Consider the following 23,953-nt stretch of genomic DNA (forward strand, 5'->3'; position numbering starts at 1 on the left):
GACGCGGGAGAGTCGCCCCGGCCGTCTACAGGTCAAGCCGGAACCGCTCACCGTGTGTGAACGTCGTCCAGCCGAGGATGCGCTCGTCGCGGTGTGGCCGGTCGGGGTCGTCAATCGCCGCCTGCTGGGCCGAGACGTACGTCGGGACGTTCTTGACTGGCTGGCTGCTCTGCTTGACCGTCTCCAAGTACGTGTCCTTCTCGTAGTATGAGTAGGCCACCTCGTACAGCGACGACGCGGCTTCCTGCTTTCGGGCTGGGAAGCCGTCATTGTTGACGAACCGGTCGGGGTCCCCTTCACCCATCGCCTCCCAGGCCTCCGGGTCAGCGACGTATGGGGCATGGGCGTCGAGAATCCGTTCGATAGCACCCTTGTCACCGCTGAATTTCTGGTACTCGTACAGTGTGGGTCCGTCGAGTTTGTCGGCATAGAGCCGGCTGAGCTCCGCGGCGGTGACCAGTGCCTTCGCCGCGTACAGCGAGTACGCCAGGCTCGACGCGCGAATGATCTCGTTTTCCAGCAGGCCGTCCTCGCGGAGCTGGGTGAAGCCGTCGTCGCGGTTCCGCTGCATCGCCTTCCGGAATCCGTCCCAGTCTCGGAGATACACGGACCCGGCGGCATGGGTCATCTCCTTCCAGTTGAAGATGTTCTGTTGGCCCATATCGGTCGGAATGCCATGGCCAACGTCGTCTAGGAACGTCCGAACCCACTCCTGCAGGTCGGCCTCCGTGCCGACGCTGTCGTTCTTCCACGCATCGTGGCCGCGAACGAGTTCCGCACCCCACCACATTTTCGGGAGCGTAATGAACTGTTCGATGCTGTTCGTTTTCACCGGTGCCATGTACGTCTCCGAACGCAGGAACCAGTGGTCTAACAGCTCGATTGCTTTCTCGGCGTACTTGTCCGCGCCGGTGTACTGGTAGGCGAGGCCGAGGTCGCGAATCCGGTCACCCGTCCTGATGGCGGCGACGTAGTCCTTGCGTTCCGCGGGGTCTTCAGGCCCTTTCGTTTTGAACTCGTGGCCGTCACCGTTGTCCGTGACACTCTCGAGGTCCGCCGTCATCGCGTCTTGGACGTCGTCGATGAAGGCTTCGTGTGCCTCCGTCCACGGGCTGTCGCCGCTCTCGACACGAGACTGTATCGCCGCCAGTGTGTCGAGATGGACGAACATCGCGGGCCTGCTTTCACTTGTCGACTCCGACACCTCGTCCGTTGGGGTCGTCTCTGTCTCGTGTGACGCGGCTTTCACATCCGAATCCCCCGAGGAGAGGCCGGTCGAACAGCCCCCCAGCGCTGTGGCTGTCCCCGAAAGGGCGATCAACACGTCTCGTCGTGTCTGTCGCTGCACGAACGGTCGGTCGCCCCGAATATATTTAGTTAGGTCCCAGCTAATCAGCGGATAGCGACCTGTTCGCGGTAATCATGGCTGTATAACTGTCGGCCCGAACGAAGTATGATGAATTTGAACCGCTCTTCGGTCGCGGGGTCGGTGGTAGGCCAAAGGCAAGATAGTTGGTTGCGCGTGGCTGACGCCATTGCATGACCGACTACTTCGAGGTCCACGAGCGCGACAGCGCCGCGCGGGTGGGTGAGCTACGCCTCGCCGACTCCGTGACGACGCCGGCGCTGGTCGATGACGTGGACACAGAGACGCCGGGCGACTGCCGGCACATCCTTGACGACGCCGGGAGCCGCTGGCCAACGGAGCAAAACGCCCCCGAAGGTGACGACTCGCTGCTCACCGTTTTGCCCCATCGTGGACTCCCCGCCGGCACGCCGAACGAAGTTGCTGAGGCGTTTGCGGTCGACTATCCGGACGTTACGTTCCCGAGCGCGGCCGTCGTCTCGCCCGACACCGCGACCGACCACGGCAGCGACGCCTACGTGCTCGCCGGCGCGCCCGGCTACGTCGGGCACGCCTCGGCGTTCGTCGACGCTGTCACGACTGTCCGCGAAGCGATCCCCGCCGACACCGCGCTTTATGCCCCAGGCGTTGCCACGCCCCGAAATGTCGCCACACTCGTCTACGCTGGCGTCGACCTTGTCGACCCCGACCGTGCCGTCGTCCGTGGAACCGAAGGCCGGTATCTCACGACCGACGAGGCGTATTTCCTCGAAGACCTCGACGAACTGCCGTGTGCGTGTCCGGCCTGCCAGCAACCCCGCGCTGAGTTCGACCGCGAGGACTGCGTCGAACACAACGTTAACGCCCTCGCCGCGGAACTCCGGCGGGTCCGCCGCCGGATTCGTGACGGCCGCCTCCGGGACTACATCGAGGGGCAAGCCAGACAGGATAATTGGCTTACTGCGACGTTCCGGCGACTGGACCAGCAGTACAGCTATCTGGAGGAGCGCACGCCGCTCATCCGGCGGGCCGACCTCTCGGCGGCCAGCGACGACTCGCTGCGTCGCGTCGAGATACAGCGCTTCGCCGAACGCGTCACTGACCGCTACGTGCCGCGGTTCGACGACCGCCCGCTTGTATTGGTCCCGTGCTCGGCGCGCAAGCCCTATAGCGACTCCCAGAGTCACAAGCAGTACCACGACGCGATCAAGTGGCGCGCCCACGTTGTCTCGATGACCTCGCCAATCGGCGTCGTCCCGCAGGAACTCGAGCTCACCTACCCGGCTCAGCACTACGACTCCGTGGTGACGGGCAACTGGACCGCCACCGAAATCGAATTCGTCAGCCGCGTGCTCGAACGCTATTTAGAAGGCACCGACTACCCAGAGATTATCGCCCACGTACCTGGCGAAGGCTACCGCGACATCTGCGAGCGCGTGGCCGAATCGCTGGACCGGGAGTTCACTTACACGGTTACCGACCACCCGACGACGGCGGATTCACTGGGTAACCTCGCCGCAGAACTGGAGGGGTGGGACCGGTATCCGAAGCGCGAGCGCGAGCACAACACCATCCGCGCTGTCGCCGACTACCAGTTCGGGGAAGGTGCGGGCGACGAACTGTTCGACGACCTGTCGACGCAGGGCCGGTACCCACAACTGCGAGCCGACGACGCTGACGGGGAGCAACTGGCAGCGCTGGCCCAGCAGTACGGTGTCCTTTCGCTGACGACTGCTGGAGCGCGACGCTGGGTCGAGAGCGATGTACCGACGAAAACAGTCGAAATCGAACCGTTCGTCCCCCACGGCTCGGTGCTCGCGCCAGGGATTACCGACGCCAGCGACGATATCCGCGTTGGCGACGACGTGGTGATTCAGGGTGACGCAGCCTTCGGCGTCGGCCGTGCACAGATGAGCGGCCCTGAGATGCGGTCCTCGACGCGAGGCATCGCCGTCCAGATGCGCCACGTCGACGAGCAGTAGTTGCGGTTGCAGCCGTCGTCCCATCACCGCGCGACTTATCGGCCGAGCGGGGCAACGGCAGGTATGGACTGGTCGGGACGCCGGCGGTACCTGCCCGCAGCCGGATTCTCGCTCCTGTTACTCGTCACGTCACTTCTCCTGGTTCCCGAGGGGGCAGGCGAGCAGGTCCCCGCGCTCCTCGGTTTCGCGCTGGACAAGTGGGTGCACGCGGCGAGTTACGGGCTACTGGCGGCACTGCTCGCGTGGGGCCGACAGGCCCGTGACGTGACCACAGTCGCAGCACTCGTGACCGTCTCCGTCTGTTACGGGGCGGGAGTCGAACTCTTGCAGGCCCTCGTCCCGTCACGCGGTGTGAGCGGCGCTGACTTCGTGGCTAACGCTGTCGGGGCCGTTCTTGCCGGGCTGGCGTGGCTCCTTGTCCGCCGATTCGGCAAGCTTTCAGACCGAACCGGCCCACCGCCCCGGCAGTAACGAAGCGGCTTTACGCGCTCATCGGCTACCTCGCCCCAATGAGTAAGCCCAGTCCCGAGGTCTACGAGGAGGGCAAGGGCATGGATGCCCACAACTCCGTGATGCGCGACATCCGGTCGCGCAACGACTCGACGTACGACCCTCGTGAGCCGACTCGCGTATGGCTCGACGAGGACAACACGCCAGATGGCGTCTACCAGAGCCTGACCATCATCCTGAACACCGGTGGCTGCCGGTGGGCCCGCGCCGGCGGCTGTACGATGTGTGGCTACGTCGCCGAGAGCGTCGAGGGCGGCAGCGTCGCCCACGAGGACCTCATGGCACAGATCCAGCACTGTCTGGACCACGAAAGCGAGAACAGTGACGAGCAGAGCGGGCTCATCAAAATCTACACCTCCGGCAGTTTTCTCGACGAGCGCGAGGTCCCGGCAGAAACCCGTCAGGCTATCGCCGAGACCTTCGCCGACCGCGAGCGCATCGTCGTCGAGTCGCTACCCGATTTCGTCGACGAGGAGACGGTCGGCGACTTCGTCGACGTGGGGCTGGAAACGGACGTGGCCGTTGGTCTGGAGACGGCGACCGACCGCGTGCGCCACGACTGCGTGAACAAGTACTTCGACTTTGCCGACTTCGAGGCGGCCTCCGAAGCAGCGCAGGCGGCCGGCGCTGGCGTCAAAGCCTATCTGCTGATGAAGCCCCCCTTCCTTGCCGAAGCCGAGGCCGTCGAGGACATGAAACGGTCGGTGCGGCGCTGTGCGGCTGTCGACGGTTGTCACACCGTCTCGATGAACCCCTGTAACGTCCAGCGCTACACGATGGTCGAGGAACTGTACCACGATGGCGGCTACCGGCCGCCCTGGCTCTGGTCGGTCGCCGACGTGCTGGAATCTACGGCTGATGAGGATGTCATCGTCGTCTCGGACCCTGTCGGCCACGGCAGCGACCGCGGCCCGCACAACTGCGGGGAGTGTGACGACAAAGTCCAGCGCGCTATCAAGGACTTCGACCTCCGGCAGGACCCGTCGGTGTTCGAGCAGGTGAGTTGCGAGTGCGAGGCGACGTGGGACGCCGTCATCGAACGCGAGCGAAGTTACTCGCTCCCGCTCGCTCGATAGTACTTCGAGTACCAGAAACCGTGTGACGGCCTGTCGACCAACGTTTATCCGTCTTTCGCCCATAATGCTGTTCGATATGACCCCGAACGGTGACCAGAACAGGCGCAGTTTCAATACGCGCGGGACGGTCACGGAATGTGACCTGTGCGGTGAACAGCGACAGTGTATCGACGACGACGGAATGGTTGCCTGCAGTGCCTGCCAGTCTGACCTGCTGCCGTCTAACTGGGGCATCTGAAGCTGCTGACGGACGCGGTTTTCTATCGCTTACGACGATTCGTCCGACCCCGGCTGCTCGATCGCCGGGATGACGCCGACGGTTGCGGTCGCTTTGAACGAGGCGACAAGCTCTGCGCCCGTAGTGATGTCGAGCTTCTCAAGGCTCGTGTCGGTCACGAGTGCGCACAGCGTCGTGTCTGGATCGACAGCCAGCGCGACCAGCGCGATAGACGCGCCTTCCTCTATGTGTTCGACGGTGCCGGCGAACTGATTGCGTGCGCTCGTCCCTGCCGGTTCGGGCGCTTCCGGCGGTGCGTTCAGTGTCACCGTATCAGCGCGGATACCGACCTCAACGGCGTCGCCGGCGTCGGCGTCCGTATCGACGATGGCCCGGACCGTCCCCGGCGGCGTCTCGACGGTCGCCAGCTCGCCGTCGCGGTCGACGACGGTCCCCCGGAGGACCGTTTCCGCTGCCGTCGCTACCCCGTCGAACTCGGCCTGAAGTCGCTGAAACCGGGCCAACAGTTGCTCGGCAGTGTCCGTGAGTTCGCTCCCGCCGCCGCCGCTGCCGCCCCGACTGCGGTCGACCAGCGGGCCGAAGGCCGCTTCGAGTTCGACGATGCGCCGCTGGGCGTGGGCGTAGGATCGGCCCAGCGCGTCGGCGGCGGCGTTCAGCGACCCGTGGGCGGCGACCGCCTGTAGGAGCGTCCGGTCGCGGGCGGTCAGCGCCACGTCGCCCTGCCCCAGTCGCACTTCGACGTCTGCGGTCGCGTCCATACTGCCTCATAACCGTGCCCTCACAAAGGCGTTGCCGCGCGGGGACTGCCAGCCATCCCACTCCGGCGTGGCAGACATCACCATCAACAATTAAGAACCCGGCCGCCGTCGTTATGTCCATGCCGATGCAACGCCGACGGTTCCTCGCATCACTGGGGGCTGTCTCAGTGGTTGGACTCGCTGGCTGTGCTGGCGAGGGCGACCCCAGCGGCTCGACGGCGACACAGAGCGGTGGCGGGGCGGACGGACAGTCTGGTGGGGCACAGACCGACTCGGGCCAGATCGGCGACGGCGAACTGGTGCTCGCTACGACAACAAGCACCTACGACACGGGGCTTCTCGGCGCGCTCCATCCCGTGTTCGAGGAGAGCTACGGCGTGACGATGAAGACTATCCCGAAGGGGACCGGCGCGAGTCTCCGGACGGCACGGGACGGCGACGCCGACGTAATTCTCGTCCACGCCCGCAACGCCGAGGACAAGTTCATGCAGGACGGGTTCGGCGTCAACCGCCGGGACGTGATGTTCAACGACTTCGTCATCGTCGGGCCGGACGGCGATCCGGCGGGCATCAACGGGATGGATAGCGCCACCGACGCCTTCACCACCATCGCCGAGCGCGAGTCGACGTTCGTCTCGCGGGGCGACGACTCCGGGACGAACAAGAAGGAACTGCTCGTCTGGGACGAAGCTGGCACGGACCCCAGCGGCGAGTGGTATCGCGCCGTCGGCAAGGGGATGGGCGATACGCTCGTACAGGCGAGTCAGACCGGCGCGTACACGCTCGCCGACCGGGGGACCTATCTCTCGATGCAAAACGAGATCGAGCTCGCGATTCACGTTCAGGGGCCGTTGCAAGGCGGCCCGGTCATCCTCAAGAACCCCTACGGCGTGATGGCGGTCAACCCCGCGAAATACGACGACGTGAACTACGAGGCGGCGATGGCCTACATCGGCTTCCTGACGAGCCCGACCGGGCAGTCGATGATCGCCGACTACACCGCCAACGGCTCGCAGCTGTTCTTCCCGAACGCCATCGCCGAGGAGCCGAACTTCGGCCAGTACGTCCCGCAGGGGTATACGGCACAGCAAGCTAGTAGCCTCTCACCACGTGACAGAGAGTACCTGTACTGGGTCGACAAGCAAGTCCCGGCGGAGTACTGACCCGATGATTCCACTGCAAGCACAGCTCCCGGACGGCGGCTGGACGTACGTCGTGAGCATCGTCGCCGTCTCGCTGTACGTCAGCCTCACTGCCGTCGGACTGAGCACGCTGTTCAGCCTGCCCGTCGCGCTGGGTATCGGCTTCACCGATTTCCGCGGGAAGCGGCTGGTCACAGCTGTCGTCAACACCGGCATGGGGTTCCCGAGTGTCGTCGTCGGGCTCCTCGTCCTGATTCTCCTGTCCAACAGCGGGCCGCTGGGGAGCCTCGACCTCGCGTTTACCCCGCGGGCGATGATACTCTCCCAGTTCGTTCTCGCGACGCCGGTCCTGTTGAGCGTCAGCCTCTCGGCCGTGGAGGGCGTCGACCAGTCGGTCCGCGACGCGGCCTATGCGATGGGCGGCACTAGGGTCGACGTGGGGCTGGCGGTCATCAAGGAGGCCCGCTTTGGCATCATCACTGCGATTCTCGCCGGGTTCGGCCGGGCCATCAGCGAGGTCGGGTCGATACTCATCGTCGGCGGCAACATCGTCTACAGCGACGGCCAGTCCTACACCCGGACGCTGACGACCGCGATAACCGTCGAGGCCCGGCAGGGCCGCTACGAGGTCGGCCTCGTCCTCGGCGTGATACTCCTCGCGCTCGTCCTCGCTGTCAACGGACTCGGATCGTGGCTCCGGAATCAGGACCGGGGTGAGCGCTCGGTATGACGCTCTCCGTGACCGACGTAACCGCCGGATTTGGTAGCTCGACTGTCCTCCGGAATGTCTCGCTTGCGGTCGAGCCGGGGGAAGTCGTCACCGTCGTCGGCCCATCCGGCACCGGCAAGACGACGCTGCTGCGCCTGCTTGCGACCTTCCGCCGACCCGACGCCGGAACGGTGGCGTGGGACGACCGCGACATCTGGACGATGGCTGACGACGAGCGGCTGGGCGTCCGCCGGCAGGTGAGTATGGTGTTCCAGGAGCCGAGCCTGTTCAACGCGCCCGTCCATCGGAACGTCTCCTATGGCCTGCGCGTCAGGGAACCCTGGCAGGCCCGACTCCGCCGGGGGCTTCGCGAACTTGTCGGCTCGTCGCGGCCCGCCGATACCGTTGTATCTGCGCTTGAAACGGTCGGGCTCGCGGACGTGGGCGACCAGAACGCACTCTCACTGTCCGGCGGCGAAGCCCAACGGGTCGCGTTCGCGCGGGCGCTCGCCGTCGACCCGGCGGTCATGCTGCTGGACGAGCCAACGTCGAACCTCGACCCGCACAACACGGCCCTGCTCGAAAACGCAATCGAGCGAGCGCGGGACCGCGGCGTTGGCGTCGTCGTCGCCACCCACGACATGCATCAGGCAAAGCGCATCTCAGACCGCATGGCCTTCCTCCACGACGGTGAACTGGTCGAGACCGGCCTGCCCGAACAGCTGTTCGAGAACCCCACCGACGCCCGGACCGCACGGTTCCTCGACGGCGAACTACTCGTCGGTGACCGGAGCGGGTCGCGTGCGCCGCAGTCGCCGACAGCCGACCCATAACTGCTGATTTCACTTACACTCCGGTAAGCGTGTGCTTATACGGCTTGACCCACAAAGTTGGACTAGGGACCGCCGGACTATGTCACACGCTCCGCTGGTCCCTTCCCCTTTGCACTGAACCCATAGCGATGCGACTACGCGTCCAGATCCATTCTCCAGTGAAACCACCGCAATGAAACCAAAACTGCCGGTGTTACTCGGCGAAGCCCGTGAGCACACCTTGCCCGTCGGTCCGGCTCAAGTCTGACAGCGTCGCCCGCTCGGGGTGGGGCATCATGACGGCGATGTGGTCGTCCTCACCGGTAACGCCGGCCACGCTGTGTTTCGAGCCGTTCGGGTTCGCTTCGGGGGACACGTTTCCGTCCTCGTCGCAGTATTTGAACAGGACCCGGTTTTCGGCTTCAAGTTCGTCCAGCCGGTCGTCAGAGATCTCGTAGCGGCCCTCGCCGTGGGCGATGGGGAGTTCGACGACCTCGCCCTCGTCGTACTGGCTCGTCCAGGGCGTGTCGGCGTTTTCGACGCGGAGATGGACGTGTTCACACTGGAACCGGGCGCTCTCGTTGGTCGTGAACGCACCGGGGGTCAGCGACGACTCGCAGCCGATCTGTGCGCCGTTACAGATGCCAAGCACCGGTGTCCCCTCGCTCGCGGCCTCGCGGATCTCGGCCATGATTGGTGAGCGGGCGGCCATCGCACCGGCACGGAGGTAATCGCCGTAGGAGAAGCCACCGGGGAGGACGACGCCGTCGACATCCTCGGGGAGGCCGTCCTCGTGCCAGACGAGTTCGGCGTCGAAATCGAGCGACGACAGAGCCTGTACGGAGTCGCGGTCGCAGTTCGAGCCGCCGAACTGGATGACGGCGATAGTCACAGTGACCACCCCGTGTGAGAACAGAGCATCGCCGTCAGTTTCGAGGCGATGGTCATTCTGCTTCGGTCACCTCGATGTCGTAATCGTGGATGGTGGGGTTCGCCAGTAGCCGCTCGGCCATCTCCTCGGCGCGTTCGGCCGCGTCGTCGGCGCTGTCGGCGTCGAGGTCCAGTTCGAACACGTCCGCCGAGCGGAGGTCGTTCAGGTCGAAGCCGAGGCGTTCCAGAGAGCGCTGTGTCGTCTCAGCCTCGGGGTCGAGAACGCCCCGCTTGAGCCGGACGGTGACGGTCGCGGTAAAGGCAGTCATTACTGGCAAGCGAGCGGGCAGCGGAGAAAACGCTTGTGTTCTCCCGGCAGGTCACGTCCCGGCGCTGACCGGCGTCCACTCGGTCGGCTGGTCGCGCAGCCCTTTGACTCGGAGGTCGAGGTCGCCTGCGTCGGCACGAACGTCGACCCGGCCGTCGAAGAACTGTGCCACGCTCTCGACGACCTGCTCCTCGTGGGCGTCTGGGTCGAGCACGCAGACGCCGAGGCCGTCGGCGGTTCCGATTCGGCCGGTGATGGTGTTGAGGAACCGATACACTGCACGAACGTCGTCGCTGTAGACGAGTAGCGGCGTCAGCGTGATGATACCCGTCCGAACCCGCGTGTAGCCGTTCGCGTATGTCGATTCGTAGTGGCCGGAGTACTCGATACCGATGCCGGTCAGGTCCGCCGGCGTACTGACCGTAGACACGCTGTCGTCCTGCAGACCGCTGCTCTCCTGTGCGCAGTCGATGACGCGCACCCGGTCACGGTCGAGCACGCCGCCGTACCGCTCGAAGTCCTCTAGCATCGTTGTAGCATCGCTGTCCGTCGAGACGAGGACGGTCCCGCCGTCGATGTCGGGGCTACAGAGCAACCGCAGTCCCATCTCTCGTGCGCCGCTCAGAACTGGGCCGGTCACGAGCAGACTCGTCCCCAAGTCGACCGGATTCAGCGGCAGTCCGTCGAACCTGTATCGGTCGTCCTGTCGCTGTGACATCAGGGCTCCTCCTGAAGTCGTCGCCGCAACAGCAGTTGTTCCTCGACCTCGTCAGCGAACCGCCGAAGGTCGTCCAGTTCCGCCTGTGTATAGCGCCGTGGCTCGCCGTCGGTACAACAGACTGCACCGATTGCGTTTCCCGCTTCGTCGGTGAGTCTGACGCCCGCGTAGGACCTGATGTCGAGTCGTTTCAGCGCATCGACGTTGGCGAAACGTGGGTCCTCGTGAGTGTCCTCGACGACCATCGTCTCGTCCGAGAGAATCGTGTGGGTGCAGATGGTGTCCTCGCGGGAGAGCGTCCGCCAGTTGGCCCCTTCACACGCCAGAAACCGCTCCTCGTGTTCGTCCATGAGGCCGACGAAGGCCACGTCGATGTCGAAGTGGCTGGTCATGAGTGCCGTCAGCCGGTCGAACGTGTCGATTGCTGCCAGTCGGTCGACGTCGTATTGCTGGACGGCGGCCAGTCGCTCAGCCTCGGTTTCTGGAACTGGATAGGCCGCCTGCGTCACCTCGGCGGCAGCCATGGCGGCGACATCCGCAAGTCGCTCCCGGGACTCCGGAACCGTCCGTGGCACGTATTCGACGACCTGTTCGGGGCCGCCGCGAGGGAGGTCCGAGGGCGCGTGTTCGGTAAAGAGGATCACCACGCAGTCCGGGTTCACCTCACGGACCGCATCGACCACGTCGAACCCGTCACCGTCCGCGAAATCGAAGGCTGTCACAACGCAGTCAATCGACCGGTCAAGTGCCGTATCTAGCGTATCGATGGACCCGACCTCCTCGACGCTGAGTCCAGCATCAGCTAGCACGTCCGCCGTCTCCGCCCGCTCGTCGGCATCCGGCTGGGCACAGAGAACGGTCGGCGAATCACTCATCACGGCCGTACATACACGGATGGATACACAAAGCGTTGGTGCCCGCGCTAGGTGGAAAACGAAGGCTTTTGCCGTGGGACTGCCGACTCTGGGTCAAATGAATCACGACGCTGTCCGGAGGTGGGTATCGTGACGCGCGGTCTGACTGAGATTACGGTCGTCGGTGAGGACGATACGGGCCTCATCGCCGAAGTGACTTCGCTCCTGTTCGAGCGCAGCATTAACATCGAGGACCTCGACCAGGCCGTCCGGGAGGGGGTCTTCCGGATGACCATGCGCGTCGACACGTCCGAGATGGTGACGACGGAGGCGAAACTCCGCGAAGACCTCACCGAACTCGGCGACGAACTCGGCGTCGACGTACAGGTCCGGTTCCCGTCTGACCGTGAGACACAGACCATCGCCGTCCTCGTCACGAAGGAGTCGCACTGTCTGGAAGCGCTGTTTGAAGCGTGGGCCAACGGCGACCTCGGGGCCGACATCGAGGTGGTCATCGGGAACCACGACGACCTCGAACCGCTGGCGGCCAAATACGATGTCCCGTTCCACGACATCGGCGACGAGAAGGGGACGCCGGACGAGGACCAACTGCTCGACTTGCTCGCACAGTACGACGCTGACCTCATCGCGCTGGCCCGGTACATGCGTATCCTCTCGCCGGATGTCGTCTTCCGCTACGAGAGCCGCATCATCAACGTCCACCCGAGCCTGCTGCCCGCCTTCCCCGGTGCGTCGGCGTACATGCAGGCTATCGAGGAGGGCGTCCGTATTGCCGGTGTCACCGCCCACTACGTGACGACAGATCTGGACCAAGGGCCGATTATCACCCAGCGGGCGTTCAACGTCCCGGACGACGCCACCGAGGAAGAACTCCAGCAGATCGGCCAGCCGCTGGAAGCCGAAGCGCTCATCGAGGCCATCAAGCTCCATCTCAACGACGAAGTGAACGTCCACCGCGGCCGGACGAAACTGCGGGACCCCGAGGAGACCTCGGCCCAGCTCGGCGCGCCAGAGAAACTCGACCAGCTGAATCCCGACCGTCCCATCGACGGCCTCGGCGAGTTCGTCGCTGAGGACGACGGCGAAATCGAAGCTGACGACTGAGAGGTTTTTATCCCCGCTCTTGTCGCCTTTCTGAGAGACGGGTCTCGATTCGCGGCAGTACCAACGCTGTCATGCGGTGGCGAACGGGTATGCCAGCACAACATGGCACCGCCCGCGTGCCACAAGACAGGCTAGGTACTGGTCGCTGGCACGGGTGTCTGTCTGACCTATCTGCCGAACACCGCCAGCACTGTCCCACCAATCATAATGACGAACAGCAGGACAAGCGCCCAGAACATGAAACGGTCGGCTCCGTCCATATCTGACTGATACTGTGCCACGACAAAAACCATGTCCCAGAGTATGATGGGACTGCACTATTCCGGTACTAACGACAGCCGCTTATGACGCTGGCTCCAGTACCGGCTGTCGGTAGCCTTAGAGTTTGCTAGCGGCGCTGACAGCCTCGTCAAGCGATGGCGCGTCGAACACGTCGCCGCCGACGTAGGCGTTCGTACCGGCACAGTAGAGGTCCCGCGCAACCTGAATCACGTCTTCGTCAAGCGGCTGTGGCGACTCCGCACACAGCGATTTCCAGTCGGCGACGCCCTCTGTGTCGGCCTGCTGTTTGGCCGCACTTACCGCCTCTACCCACTCGGGCTGTGTGCGCTTGTGGTACTGGCGGATGACCTCCTTCGAGACCTGCTGGCCCCCGTAGGAGAAGCGGTTCTCGTCGAACGTACCGACCACGTCGGCCACGCGAATCTCTCCGTCGTAGTACAGGCACTCGATTTTCCCGTCCTCGTGGACCAGGTCGGCCTCGGCGGCCTGTTGAGTGACGATGTGGTTGACCGCGCGGGCCAGTTCCTCCAGCCGACCGATGTCAGCCGTCCCGGCGATGCGGTCGGCTGCCTCGCGGTCGAGATAGCGGTCCTGCTCCTCGTATTTCGTCGAGAACTCGACGATGGGCTGCTCGAGGTCAACGACTTCATCTGGCCAGGTGTCGTAGTCGAGGCCGTGGTCGGCGGGTTCGGTCCGGGAACGAAGCGACGACCCGACGCCGACGCGGTTCCGGAAGACGATTTCGAGTGGAATGAGGTAGTTTTCGTCGGCTGCCCCGTGGTAGGCATCGTAACCGTAGCTTCCGCTCTCGAAGGGCAGGTCCGGGACCTGCGTGAGTTCGATGACCATCTCTTCTGGAGCGGCGTCGGCCGACAGTGCCTCCCCGAGGTCGAGCACCTCGTCGCTGTCGGAGAGCCTGACGCCCTCGTAGTGTGTCGGGACGTGGTTCTCCTCCAGCAGCTGGAAGTTGTACGCGCCCATCGTACACAGCGACGCGCCCTTGTCGGGAATCTGGTCGGGCATCTTGCCCCAGTCGAACACGGAGTAGTCGTCCGTGAACACGAACGCGCCGCGGCCGAGCCCCTCGGCCGTCGCCGGTTCCTCCACGCGGAATTCCTTGACGCTCGTCATTGTGCCCGCCTTTCGGGCCGGGGACAAAGACGTTTCTCACTCGCGCTCGGAAGGCAACGTTTTCCGTCGGGCTGTCGACTGAACGTCTGATGGCTTCCAGTCTGTTGGTCGAAGTCGCGATCATCGTCGCCGCGACGGTCGCGATCTGGAAAGGAAGCGACTGGCTCGAATCGTCGAGCGAACGGCTCGCGACGTACTACGGTCTTCCCGATGTCGTTCAGGGTGCGATAATCGTCGCTGTCGGGTCGAGCTTCCCGGAGGTCGCGACCGTCGTCGTCGCGGCGCTTGGCGGGTCGATGCCGCTCGGCGTCGGCGCAATCGTCGGCTCGGCGATTTTCAATATTCTCATTATCCCCGGAGTCGCGGGCATCGCCACCGACGACGAACTCGAATCGAGTCGGACGCTCGTCTACAAGGAGGCGCAGTTCTACATGCTCGCCGTCTCGGTCCTGCTCATCACGATGGCGCTTGCGGTCATCTACTACCCCGGCGAAGCGACGCTTACGGGCGTCATCACGCGGCCGCTGGCGGCGATTCCGCTCACACTTTACGCACTGTACGTCTTCATCCAGTACCAGGATACGGCCGACCACGACCCGGAAGAGGACTGGACCGCCAGTATCTCAGTCGGGCGGCAGTGGCTCTTTCTCTTGCTCGGCCTCGCAGTTATCCTCGTGGCCGTGGAGAATCTGGTCCACGCCGTCGGCGTCATTGGCCGGGCTGCCGGCGTACAGGAGTTTCTGCTCGGCGTGACGATTCTCGCGGCGGCGACGAGCCTCCCCGACACGCTCGTCAGTGTCAGAGCAGCCCGCGACGACCGCGGGGTCACGTCGCTCGCAAACGTTCTCGGCTCGAATACCTTCGACCTGCTCGTCGCCATCCCGCTTGGCGTTCTCATCGCCGGCACGTGGACTGTCGACTTTGCGATGGCTGTGCCGATGTTCGGCGTCCTGACCGGGGCGACGATTCTCCTGTTTACCGTCCTCCGGACTGACCTCGTGCTGAGCGAACTCGAATCGTATGCGCTGCTTGGCGCTTATGGCGCTTTCGTCGCCTGGGTCATCATCGAGACTGCAGGCTGGGTCGGCGGCGTGTTACCGACCTGACCCAGCGCTCGCTTGCGCCCCGGAACACGTTGACCTGTCGGCCTTGTGAGCCATGTGCGTACCCATACGTTTTTGACCGTTCTTTCCCTCCTGTCCAGCAATGCCGGACGTCCCAGAGACCGTCGGTACTCCGGACGGCTCATTCGAGTTCGAGCACCGTCCGACGACTGACCAGTCGTTCGAGAACGCACTCGCCAAGGCGAGAAACGGGACGCGACTGACGGTCGACGACGCAGTCGAACTCTTCACGACGGGTACCGACCGGGACGGCATCGACCACTTCCGGAAAGAGCAGGTCCTCGAAGCAGCCGACCGACGCCGGGCCGAGGTCGTCGGCGACGAGGTCACCTTCGTCGCGAACCTCAACAACAACGTCACAACGGCCTGTAACACGGGCTGTCTGTTCTGTAACTTCAAGGACCGCTCCGAGCAGTTCCGCAGCGACTATCAGGAGGACCACGGCGGCTTCACGAAGACGCCGAGCGAATCCCGCGAAATCGTCCGGGACGCCCTCGACCGCGGCATCTACGAGGTCTGTTCCGTCTCCGGACTCCACCCCGCGCTCGCGCTGGACGACGAACACCGCGAGATACTGGAGGCCAGCGACCGCGGCGACCTGAACTACCGTTCGCCCGACGAGTACGAGAAAGACCCGGCTACCTACTGCGAACAGCTCAGCGCGATGAACGTCGGCGACGTCCACCTCCATTCGATGACGCCGGAGGAGGCCTACCACGCCCGGCGCGGCACCGACTGGTCTTACGAAGAGGTGTTCGGCCGACTGAAAGACGCCGGCCTCGACAGCGTCCCCGGAACGGCCGCGGAGATCCTCGTCGACGAGGTCCGGGACGTCATCTGCCCGGGCAAGATCGGCACTGACGAGTGGCTCGAAGCGATGGAGGCGGCCGCGTCGGTCGGTCTCGACATGACTTCGACGATGATGTACGGCCACGTCGAGAACGAGCGCCACCGCGCGCTGCACCTGCAGCGCATCCGGGACCTGCAGGACCGGACCGGCGCGATTACGGAGTTTGTCCCGCTCTCGTTCGTTCACGAGGAGACGCCGCTGTACGAGCGTGGCATGGTCGATGGCGGTGCGACGGTCGACGAGGACGAACTGCTGATCGCCGTCTCACGGCTCTTCCTCGACAACGTCGACCACATCCAGGCTTCGTGGGTCAAATACGGCGACACACAGGGACTGAAGATGCTTACCTGCGGCGCGGACGACTTTATGGGGACCATCCTCTCGGAAGAGATCACCAAGCGCGCCGGCGGCGACTACGGCGAGTTCCGGTCGTTTCAGGAGTACGCCGACATGGTCACCGCGATCGGGCGGACGCCCGTTGAGCGGTCGACGGACTACGAACAGCGTCGCATCATCGACCCCGACGCCGACGTGCTCGGCCCGCAACTCGGACCGCGAGCTGACGGAACGCCATTACTCGAGTAAATCAGTGGACCACGGCTGGGCACTGGCCGTGGTCGCCGCGGTAGAGTATGCTGCCTGGAGCTGCTGTCAGAGGCACGCCCAGGCATGATATGTATTGGTGCGCCAGTGTACCTGTAACTATAGCCTAGACGACTAGGTGATTGGTGTCCGGTGTTTCCTCTGGCCGTGACGGCTGTTCACGCGAAGAAACCGACAGACAGTCTCAGCGGGCTACCGGATTCACGCCACGGTCCAGTATCGACCGGAACCGTTCCCCGGCGTCGGTATCGGCCCCGATGGCCGCTTCGATGGGTTTCGAAAGCCAGCCGTCACCAACGAACCGGTCGTAGACCGGTAGCCGCTCCGTCAGTGGCACCTCGGCGGCCTCGGCGACGGCCGTCAGTTCCTGTAGCGCGGGCCACTCGTACTCGGGGTTGATGTGGTCGACCGTGACCGGTGAGACGCCGCCCAGGTCGTCGATGCCACAATCGGTCAGATCCCGGGCGGGCGCGAGATTCGGGGGGACCTGGACGGACACCGCCTCGGGGAGCGCCGCGCGGGCCATCGCCGTTACCCGGCGCATCGTCGCCAGATCGGGAGAGTCGCCCTGCCAGCGCTCGTTCTTGACGACGGGCTGGACGATAACCTCCTGAATGTGACCGTACCGCTCGTGCATTTCACGGATGGCGAGCAGGCTCTCGGCGCGGTGGTGCCAGTCCTCGCCGATACCGACGAGGATGCCCGTCGTGAACGGGACACCGAGTTCGCCGGCCACGCGGAGCGTGTTGAGCCGTTGACCGGGGTTCTTCGACCGCGGGCCGCCGTGGGCCTGCACCTCGGTGGTCGTCTCCAGCATGACGCCCATCGAGGCGTTCAGGTCGGCGACGTGGGCCATCTGCTCGCGCGTCTGGTCGCCTGGGTTGGCGTGTGGGAGCAACCCCTCTTCGAGCGCGATTTCACAGGCTTCCCGGAGGTACTCGTGGATGGAGTCGTGGCCCCACTCGGCGAGCTGGTCGTGGACGGCGGTGTAGCGCTCGTCCGGGTCGTCGCCGAAGGTGAACAGCGCCTCGGTGCAGCCGGCCTCGGCCCCCCGCCGACACGTCTCCCGGATTTCTTCGCGGTCCATCAGCTCCGCCTGCCCCGGCGGGTCGTAGTACGTGCAGTACGTGCAGGTGTATCGGCACGCGGTCGTCAGCGGCAGGAACACGTTCCGGCAGTAGGACAGCGCTGACGCCGACTCGACATCCTCGGGCATCACCGACAGCAGGCGCTCGACGTCGTCGTCCGAAATGTCGATGGCGATGTCGTACGCGTCCGTGCCGGATATCACGTCCCGGGCTCTGCACCCCACGGATAAAAAGTTTCAGTCGTGTGTGATGGCCTGTGACAGTAGTTGTAGACGATCGACACGGCCACATGCTAACAGAATCAGTGTGTCGCCACACGCCGGCCATCGGTGAACCGTTACCCATCCCGAAGTGCCACGAGATTGACGAGACCCCGGTGGCCGCACTCAGTCCGCCGGCGTTGCTGTGACCTCGCCCGAATCCCGCAACAGTTTCGTGGCAAACACCTGCCGCCGGGCGTAGAAGAAGTACACGTAGGGGACCTTCGCCAGCAGGTCGAGGAACGCGTAGGTGATGCTGACACCGACGTAGGTCGCGAGTCCAAGTCCCTCGGGGCCAGCAAGCCAGACGAGCGGATACGCAATCCACAGTAGTCCGATATGGTTCTTGAGGAGGCTAAACAGGCCGATACGCTGTGGGTCGTCCGGAACCGAACGGGGGAAGACGAGGTACAGGTAGGCAAACAGTGAGACGTGGAAGACTGTCGAGACTCCGAACAGCACCCATTTCAATGTCCCATCAGCGACAACCGCCCCAACGCCGGTAAGTATCATCAGGGCGTCCGCCACCATGACCCCGAAAATCGCGCGTCGCGACGCGCCGGCTGCATACCCAACAAACCCGACAAGCAGCGGCGTCGTCACCACCCAGTCAAGATATCGGAACCCAACAAGCGTCGTCTCACCAATGGTTACGGTGCCAATACCGAACGCCATCGCAACGTATGAAATACCTGCAAACCCAGGTATAAGCGCCAACGCCGCCAGAATCGACCGCTCCTCGGACCCCTCAAGTGACGCATAGAGGTACCCGACGATAGCGACACCGACCGCAAAGCCCGCAGCGGTTATGCCGTACACGACTGCAACGGCGTCCATCAGTCGTCACCCCCAACTGACGGCGACCCTGCGACGCGTCTGTGGCTCGCCGCTGTGGTATCTGCGTCGACAGTAAACAGCCGCACCCGGGATTCGAGGTCGTCAACCGCGGTTTCGCGGAAGGAATCGAGTGAGTCGGAAATCGACTTGACGACGTCCCGCTGCCGACGAATCTGTGTCGACATTTCTTCCGCAGTAGTCGCTGTCTCCGCGCTTGCTTCAGTGACAACCTCTATCGAGTCGGCCGTCGCTTGCACGGTATCAGCCTGCTCCGAGGTGGTCTGTCGCATCTCCTCGATAGATGCCGAGATGTCGTCGACGGCCTCCGCGATTGTCGCAATTTCCGACAGGGCTGACTCAACGGTTTCAGTACCAGTTTCGACTCGCGTTTCCGTCGCCTGTATTGAGGCTGTCACCTCTTCTGTCTGCTCAGACACCTCAGCGATGACCGTTGCTATCTCGTCGGCCCGTGATTGTGTCTCTTCAGCAAGTGACTTGACTTCGTCTGCAACGACGCTAAATCCGTTCCCGTCCGCGCCGCTGCCCTGTCCACCAGCGCGAGCGGCCTCTATCGAAGCATTCAGCGCCAGCATGTTCGTCTGCTCTGCGATCTCAGAGATGATATCCGCGATGTCCGTTATTTCAGCCATTCGCTCCCGGAGGGTCTCGACCTGTGTGACAGCTTCAGCAGCATCAGCCTGTATCTGGTCCATCTCCGTCAGGGCTGTTTCCGAGGCTGTCCGAGCGTCGCTACTGGCCTCCTCGACCTCACGGCTCCGGTCGGCGAGGTTGTCAATGGTCGCGGCGATTTCCTCTGCTGACGCGCTCACGTCCTGAATATCGACTGCCGCTGATTCGAGTTTTGTCTGTTGGTCGGTTGCTTGCGTCTGGATATCGGCAACCGTTTCGACAGCCGCGTCTACCTCCTGCTGGACTTGCTGACTTGTTTCGGTAATTTCGTCGGTTTCGGTCGTAATACGCCCCGAAACGGCAGTCACCGTCTCAATTGTCTCCTGTAGCTCGTCCATCATCCTGTTGAACGACTGGCCGACGGTTTCCATAGCCTCGTACTCGGTGGCCACATCGACACGCTGAGTGAGGTCGCCGTCTGCGGCGTCCGCCATGACTGTCCCGTACGCTGTTGCAATTTCCTGATAGGCTGTGGCGAGTTCTCTTGCTTCCTCTTCAGCGGCCTCTGCTTCGGCTTGTGCCTCGTTCGCGTCAATCTGTGCCTGTTCAAGGTCTGCCCTCGCAGCCTCCATCTCTGACAGTCGATCACGCAAGGATACGCGCATCCGTTCGATGGAGTCAGCAAGAGCCCCGAACTCGTCGGTCCGCGTCGAGGCGATTTCGGTGTCGAGGTCCCCGTCTGCGACCCGCTGTGTCTGTGCTGATAACTCGGTGATGCTCGCAACCGTTTCGGCTGCGTTGATCGAGCCGAGCGTCAGTAAGCCGGCGATGCCGGCGACGACTGTCGATGCGACATCCTGTGTTACCACGCCGACAGTAACAAGCAGGGCCGCTGTCGCGATGTACCCGACACCGAGCTTGGCCCCATAGCTCTGCTTGACACTAGAAACAGTCACATACGGATAGTAGTCTGAAACTACCTAAATGTGAACTCTGGAGTATCAGTATTGATACTCTGGCGGCTCAAGCTACCGGGACCGCTGCGCGTCGACCCGCCCACCGGCCGCTGTCAGCTCGAACCCCGACTGTTCGAGCCAGTCCGCGGCCGCGCCGTCGCTGTGCAACAGCACTTCAGCGAGGTCACCCGGTTCGTCGATGTCGGTCGCGAGCCGTCGCGAATCAACCTCGGTAACGCTGGCTCCCACGTCTCGGGCAGCCTCCCGATGGTCACGGATAGACGCGCCGTGGTAATCGACCCTGAAATCGGGGTGCCGACAGACGAAGGCGTTCGTCCCGCCGCCCAGGCCCGGGGCCAGCACCACGTCGGCCCCGGGAGCGAGCAATTGCTCGATGCTCTCGCGAGTCACGAGCGGGAGGTCGGCCATCACAACAGCAAGTGCCCGTTCGCCGTCAGTCACTGTCGACGCGAGCAAGTCGTTGATGAGCGCGTCGAGTCCGCGGTCGTCGACGGTGACCGGCACGGCACAGTCGAGCGGTGCTGTCGAAATCACCTCTGGCTCGTAGCCCGCCGCTGTCACTGCGTCGACGACATCTGAAAGCATCGCTTCGGTAAAATCACGGCGCTCGGCTGGAGACAGAACGGACGCAAGTCGCGTTTTCGGGGCAGACCCCGAGACGGGGACGACGAGGCGCATTACAGCTTGGAGTACTCGTCCTCACTCATCTGCGTGTACGCGTAGTAGCCGCCACCGACCAGTAACAGAAGGACGACGAGTCCGCCCCCGACCAGCAAGAGCGTTCGCTGGGTCTGTGCGCTCTGCTGGGCCTGCTGTGCCTGATTCTCAGCCTGTTCGGCGAGGTCTTGGGCGTTCTGGAAGTTTCCGTTTTCGTACGAGGAGATGGCGCTACTGACCAGTTCCTCGGCTTTTTCGTTTCCACCGGCCGCGTCGATTGCAGCCTGTGCGTCGTCAATTGCCTGTCTTGCTGACTGGCTCTCTTCAGTGTAGTGGTGGGCGGTGTCGTTGCGGAACTCGTCCTCGTTGTTGCCGCTGATTCGGCTGAGCGAGGCGACCTGATAGTTCTGTGCCGGGTCGTACGTGTAATTCGAGATGGCCGGCGTCGTGCCGACGAGTTCGACGCGGACCTGGTCACCGTTGTTATCGATCTCCAGATCCTGTTCGAAGGACTGGTCGCCGTAGGTTTCTTGGCTCACCTGGCTGCCCGCACGCAGTACAGTAACTGTCCAGCTAACGTCCTGGAGTTCGGTCGAGCCGGCGAGCGTCCACTCGTTTGGCGCGTCGGTGAACGGGTCGTCAATCGTGTACGTCACCGACACCTCTTCCTCAACGGCCGTCTCGGTCGGGACTCCATCGGCAGAGACAGAGAACGCACTCGCTGTGCCGGCAGTCGCGAGCAAGGCGACAACACAGAGGAGTGCGGCGGTCTTGTTAGAACAGCGGATCAAGTTCATCTTCGTCGTCTTCGACCAAGTCCTCTAAGTTATCTTCGCTTTGGTTACGGATATCGTCGATGTTGTCCTGGGCCTCGATGGCGACCTGCTGGAGTTCCTTGATTCGCGGAACGTTGTGGACGCCAGCCAGCAGGATGGATGCAGCCACCTTCGGGGCGTTGGTCGGATAGTCGCCACCGCGGACCTCCATCGAACCAGTCTGCTCCTCGAGCCACTTCCGGCCGCGCTCTATGCCCTTCCGGTTCAGATGCTCCGGCGGGCCGGCCATCACGAGGAGCGCGCGCTCCGCGCCTTCGATCTCACAGGGGAGCGTCAGCCGCCCGAGCGCGGCTTTCCGGACGAGCGACGTGATACGGTTCGTCGTGTTGGCCGTATCCATCCCGTCGTCGGAGGAGTCGTCGCCCTTGAACCGCGAGAGCAGGCCGCCCCCGCCCGAGGATACTTCGACATCCTCGGAGGCGTAGCCGACGGTGGAGACGCCGCCGCCGTCAAGCGTGTTGATGATCTCCGAGGAATCGACGACGCTCTCGGCGACGTTGTCGCCGGCCTCGATCTCACCGGCCCCGAACAGCACGCCGAAGCGCCGGACGATTTCCTCGTTGATGTGGTCGTAGCCGCCCTCGACGGACTCGCCGGTCTGTCGCCAGGCGTCGTTGTCGAACACCATGAGGTTGTCCACCTCGCGCACGAACGTCTGGAACGAGCGAGCGGCGTTGAGGGTGTAAATGCCACCCTCGTCGCTGCCCGGCAGGACGCCCAGGCCGTACACCGGTTCGGTGTAGATGCGCTTGAGGTGTTTCGCGACGACCGGCGAGCCGCCCGACCCCGTTCCGCCGCCGAGACCGGCGACGATAAGGAAAGCGTCGACTTCGTGGACAGGGATGTTGTCGATCGCACCCTGTACCTCGTCGATGTCCTCTTCGGCGATTTCCGCGCCGAGTTCGTTGTCCGCGCCCACGCCGTGGCCCTTGACGCGGGCCTGGCCGATGAGCACTCGTTGTTCTTCCGGAATGTGTTCTAGCCCAAGCAGGTCTGCTTTTGCTGTATTGACTGCAACAGCCGAGCGGACGATTCCCGAGCCGGTTTCCTTGTCGTACTCGAGGAATTTGTCCACAATTTTGCCACCGGCCTGCCCGAAGCCGATCATCGCCAGTTTCATTATATGGTTCTCCGCTTAAACGGTCAAAGAGCGATGGCGAGTATAAGTGTTTTGCCCGGCTCTCAGCCCTGAAAGCCAGGATTGAAAATCAATACTATCTAACACAACCCAATTTAGGGGGCGGCTACTTCCGGCGTTTATCCGCGGAGGTACCCGCTGAGCGTCGTTAAAGACCCGCTACTAACGCCGAAGGCGTCGATATCGTTCGTCGCCGGCGTGTTATCGAACTTGAGTGACCGATACTGGTCGGGACCCATCGGGAACCCGACACCCCCCAGAACAGAGAGCCCGACCTTCGCTAGTGGCATCGGAAGGGGAACGATGCTAACTGACGCCCCCTCGGCATCGTACACCTGATTGGTCACGTCTCTGAGCGTCAGTACGTCGGGCCCACCGACCTCGTAGGTCTCGCCGACGTGTTCCTCGGATTCGATACTGTCGACGAGCATTGGCACGAGGTCACCGACCCAGATGGGTTGGAACTTCGTCTGTCTGCCGCCGCCGGGGAGCGGATACAGCGGGACGCCGGGCGCGAACATCCCCTTGAGTCGCTTCGTGAAGGAGACGAACTCCCCGCCCTCGCCGAAGACGACCGACGGCCGGAAGATAGTCCAGTCCAGCGAGGACTCCGTAACGACCCGCTCGGCTTCCCCCTTCGACCGGATGTAGTGCGTGTCACCGTTGGGGTCCGCACCTAGTGCACTCAGCTGGACGAACCGGTCGACGCCGTGCTCCTCTGCGGCCTGAACGCTGTTTTCGGTCCCGCCGAGATGAATACGCTCGTGCATCGTGTCGCCGCCGTCCGGCTTGAACAGCGGCGACAGTGCGACCAGATAATACACCACGTCCTGATCTTCAAACGCGCTCTCGATACTCCCGTAGTCTGTGACATCCCCGGAGACGGTTTCGACGCCGTCTGGTAACGTCGCGTCGTCCGGTGACCGGGACAGCGCAGTGACGGTGTGTCCTCGCTCGTCAAGTTCACGGCACAGGTGTTGTCCGATGAATCCAGTCCCGCCGACGACAAGTACATCCATGGACGACAATACAGTAGGTAGAAACGTAAAGGTGGGCGTATCTCTCTGGTCGAC

General features: G+C 63.5%; 24 protein-coding genes. 10 read left to right on the plus strand and 14 right to left on the minus strand.

Annotated elements, in window-relative coordinates:
• Positions 1-25: 25 nt before the first annotated feature.
• Positions 26-1,171: an alginate lyase family protein gene (locus C437_RS18225; RefSeq protein ID WP_170832118.1), complete on the minus strand. Its 1,146-nt coding sequence runs from the start codon at positions 1,169-1,171 to the stop codon at positions 26-28.
• Between the two features lie 368 nt (positions 1,172-1,539).
• On the opposite strand from C437_RS18225, the gene arcS reads away from it, so the two are divergent.
• From arcS to C437_RS20755, 4 genes are all read left to right on the plus strand, one after another.
• Entirely contained in the window at positions 1,540-3,327 is a 1,788-nt protein-coding gene (gene arcS / locus C437_RS18230) for an archaeosine synthase subunit alpha (RefSeq protein WP_004518483.1), read from the plus strand.
• Positions 3,328-3,390: 63 nt separating this feature from the next.
• A complete protein-coding gene (locus C437_RS18235) occupies positions 3,391-3,798 on the plus strand; it encodes a VanZ family protein (protein ID WP_004518484.1) in 408 nt (135 codons plus the stop codon).
• Between the two features lie 38 nt (positions 3,799-3,836).
• Complete coding sequence (locus C437_RS18240) at positions 3,837-4,913, plus strand: archaeosine biosynthesis radical SAM protein RaSEA (RefSeq protein ID WP_004518485.1); 1,077 nt, start codon at positions 3,837-3,839, stop codon at positions 4,911-4,913.
• A gap of 76 nt (positions 4,914-4,989) precedes the next feature.
• Positions 4,990-5,151: a hypothetical protein gene (locus tag C437_RS20755; RefSeq protein ID WP_169331091.1), complete on the plus strand. Its 162-nt coding sequence runs from the start codon at positions 4,990-4,992 to the stop codon at positions 5,149-5,151.
• Positions 5,152-5,180: 29 nt separating this feature from the next.
• Here C437_RS20755 and C437_RS18245 read toward each other — a convergent pair whose 3' ends face one another.
• On the minus strand, positions 5,181-5,909 hold the full coding sequence (locus tag C437_RS18245; protein ID WP_004518486.1) for a TOBE domain-containing protein: 729 nt from the start codon (positions 5,907-5,909) through the stop codon (positions 5,181-5,183).
• Between the two features lie 119 nt (positions 5,910-6,028).
• Between C437_RS18245 and C437_RS18250 the strand changes: the two genes are divergently transcribed.
• Genes C437_RS18250 through C437_RS18260 form a run of 3 tightly spaced genes read left to right on the plus strand, consistent with a single transcriptional unit; the run spans position 6,029 to position 8,593 of the window.
• On the plus strand, positions 6,029-7,072 hold the full coding sequence (locus C437_RS18250) for a substrate-binding domain-containing protein (protein ID WP_049919887.1): 1,044 nt from the start codon (positions 6,029-6,031) through the stop codon (positions 7,070-7,072).
• A 4-nt stretch (positions 7,073-7,076) separates the two neighbouring features.
• Positions 7,077-7,781 carry an ABC transporter permease gene (locus tag C437_RS18255; protein ID WP_004518488.1) on the plus strand — a complete coding sequence of 235 codons (705 nt, stop codon included), beginning with the start codon at positions 7,077-7,079 and terminating at the stop codon, positions 7,779-7,781.
• Positions 7,778-8,593, plus strand: a complete 816-nt coding sequence (locus C437_RS18260) for an ABC transporter ATP-binding protein (RefSeq protein WP_004518489.1) — start codon at positions 7,778-7,780, stop codon at positions 8,591-8,593. The genes C437_RS18255 and C437_RS18260 overlap by 4 nt, the downstream gene beginning before the upstream one ends.
• 193 nt (positions 8,594-8,786) lie before the next feature.
• Here C437_RS18260 and purQ read toward each other — a convergent pair whose 3' ends face one another.
• Genes purQ through C437_RS18280 form a run of 4 tightly spaced genes read right to left on the minus strand, consistent with a single transcriptional unit; the run spans position 8,787 to position 11,363 of the window.
• On the minus strand, positions 8,787-9,464 hold the full coding sequence (gene purQ, locus C437_RS18265; protein WP_004518490.1) for a phosphoribosylformylglycinamidine synthase I: 678 nt from the start codon (positions 9,462-9,464) through the stop codon (positions 8,787-8,789).
• 52 nt (positions 9,465-9,516) lie between these two features.
• Entirely contained in the window at positions 9,517-9,771 is a 255-nt protein-coding gene (gene purS / locus C437_RS18270; RefSeq protein ID WP_004518491.1) for a phosphoribosylformylglycinamidine synthase subunit PurS, read from the minus strand.
• Between the two features lie 51 nt (positions 9,772-9,822).
• Positions 9,823-10,488 (minus strand): DUF7504 family protein, encoded by a 666-nt coding sequence (locus C437_RS18275; protein ID WP_004518492.1) that lies wholly within the window; start codon positions 10,486-10,488, stop codon positions 9,823-9,825.
• A complete protein-coding gene (locus C437_RS18280; protein ID WP_004518493.1) occupies positions 10,488-11,363 on the minus strand; it encodes a GAF domain-containing protein in 876 nt (291 codons plus the stop codon). The genes C437_RS18275 and C437_RS18280 overlap by 1 nt, the downstream gene beginning before the upstream one ends.
• A 120-nt stretch (positions 11,364-11,483) precedes the next feature.
• Here C437_RS18280 and C437_RS18285 point away from each other — a divergent pair, with 120 nt between their 5' ends.
• The gene (locus tag C437_RS18285; protein WP_004518494.1) at positions 11,484-12,467 is read left to right on the plus strand and encodes a formyltetrahydrofolate deformylase; all 984 of its coding nucleotides are present in this window, start codon (positions 11,484-11,486) and stop codon (positions 12,465-12,467) included.
• 378 nt (positions 12,468-12,845) lie between these two features.
• Here C437_RS18285 and C437_RS18290 read toward each other — a convergent pair whose 3' ends face one another.
• Entirely contained in the window at positions 12,846-13,880 is a 1,035-nt protein-coding gene (locus tag C437_RS18290) for a phosphoribosylaminoimidazolesuccinocarboxamide synthase (protein WP_004518495.1), read from the minus strand.
• Between the two features lie 89 nt (positions 13,881-13,969).
• On the opposite strand from C437_RS18290, the gene C437_RS18295 reads away from it, so the two are divergent.
• Both C437_RS18295 and cofH read left to right on the plus strand, forming a co-directional pair.
• Positions 13,970-14,986 carry a sodium:calcium antiporter gene (locus C437_RS18295; RefSeq protein ID WP_004518496.1) on the plus strand — a complete coding sequence of 339 codons (1,017 nt, stop codon included), beginning with the start codon at positions 13,970-13,972 and terminating at the stop codon, positions 14,984-14,986.
• A gap of 100 nt (positions 14,987-15,086) precedes the next feature.
• A complete protein-coding gene (gene cofH, locus C437_RS18300; protein ID WP_004518497.1) occupies positions 15,087-16,439 on the plus strand; it encodes a 7,8-didemethyl-8-hydroxy-5-deazariboflavin synthase subunit CofH in 1,353 nt (450 codons plus the stop codon).
• Positions 16,440-16,641: 202 nt separating this feature from the next.
• Here cofH and cofG read toward each other — a convergent pair whose 3' ends face one another.
• From cofG to C437_RS18335, 7 genes are all read right to left on the minus strand, one after another.
• Positions 16,642-17,748: a 7,8-didemethyl-8-hydroxy-5-deazariboflavin synthase subunit CofG gene (cofG, locus tag C437_RS18305; RefSeq protein ID WP_004518498.1), complete on the minus strand. Its 1,107-nt coding sequence runs from the start codon at positions 17,746-17,748 to the stop codon at positions 16,642-16,644.
• 183 nt (positions 17,749-17,931) lie between these two features.
• Entirely contained in the window at positions 17,932-18,642 is a 711-nt protein-coding gene (csr3, locus tag C437_RS18310) for a bacteriorhodopsin CSR3 (RefSeq protein ID WP_004518499.1), read from the minus strand.
• Positions 18,642-20,228 (minus strand): sensory rhodopsin I transducer Htr1, encoded by a 1,587-nt coding sequence (gene htr1, locus C437_RS18315; RefSeq protein ID WP_004518500.1) that lies wholly within the window; start codon positions 20,226-20,228, stop codon positions 18,642-18,644. The genes csr3 and htr1 overlap by 1 nt, the downstream gene beginning before the upstream one ends.
• Before the next feature lie 72 nt (positions 20,229-20,300).
• Positions 20,301-20,927, minus strand: coding sequence for a 2-phospho-L-lactate guanylyltransferase (gene cofC, locus C437_RS18320; RefSeq protein ID WP_004518501.1), 627 nt, complete (start codon positions 20,925-20,927; stop codon positions 20,301-20,303).
• On the minus strand, positions 20,927-21,703 hold the full coding sequence (locus C437_RS18325) for a hypothetical protein (RefSeq protein ID WP_004518502.1): 777 nt from the start codon (positions 21,701-21,703) through the stop codon (positions 20,927-20,929). The genes cofC and C437_RS18325 overlap by 1 nt, the downstream gene beginning before the upstream one ends.
• The gene (locus tag C437_RS18330; RefSeq protein WP_004518503.1) at positions 21,681-22,862 is read right to left on the minus strand and encodes a tubulin/FtsZ family protein; all 1,182 of its coding nucleotides are present in this window, start codon (positions 22,860-22,862) and stop codon (positions 21,681-21,683) included. Before C437_RS18330 ends, C437_RS18325 begins: the two co-directional genes overlap by 23 nt.
• A 137-nt stretch (positions 22,863-22,999) precedes the next feature.
• The gene (locus tag C437_RS18335; protein WP_004518504.1) at positions 23,000-23,899 is read right to left on the minus strand and encodes a complex I NDUFA9 subunit family protein; all 900 of its coding nucleotides are present in this window, start codon (positions 23,897-23,899) and stop codon (positions 23,000-23,002) included.
• Positions 23,900-23,953 lie beyond the last annotated feature (54 nt).

It is taken from the genome of Haloarcula vallismortis ATCC 29715 (assembly GCF_000337775.1).
In the GTDB taxonomy this organism is placed as follows: domain Archaea; phylum Halobacteriota; class Halobacteria; order Halobacteriales; family Haloarculaceae; genus Haloarcula; species Haloarcula vallismortis.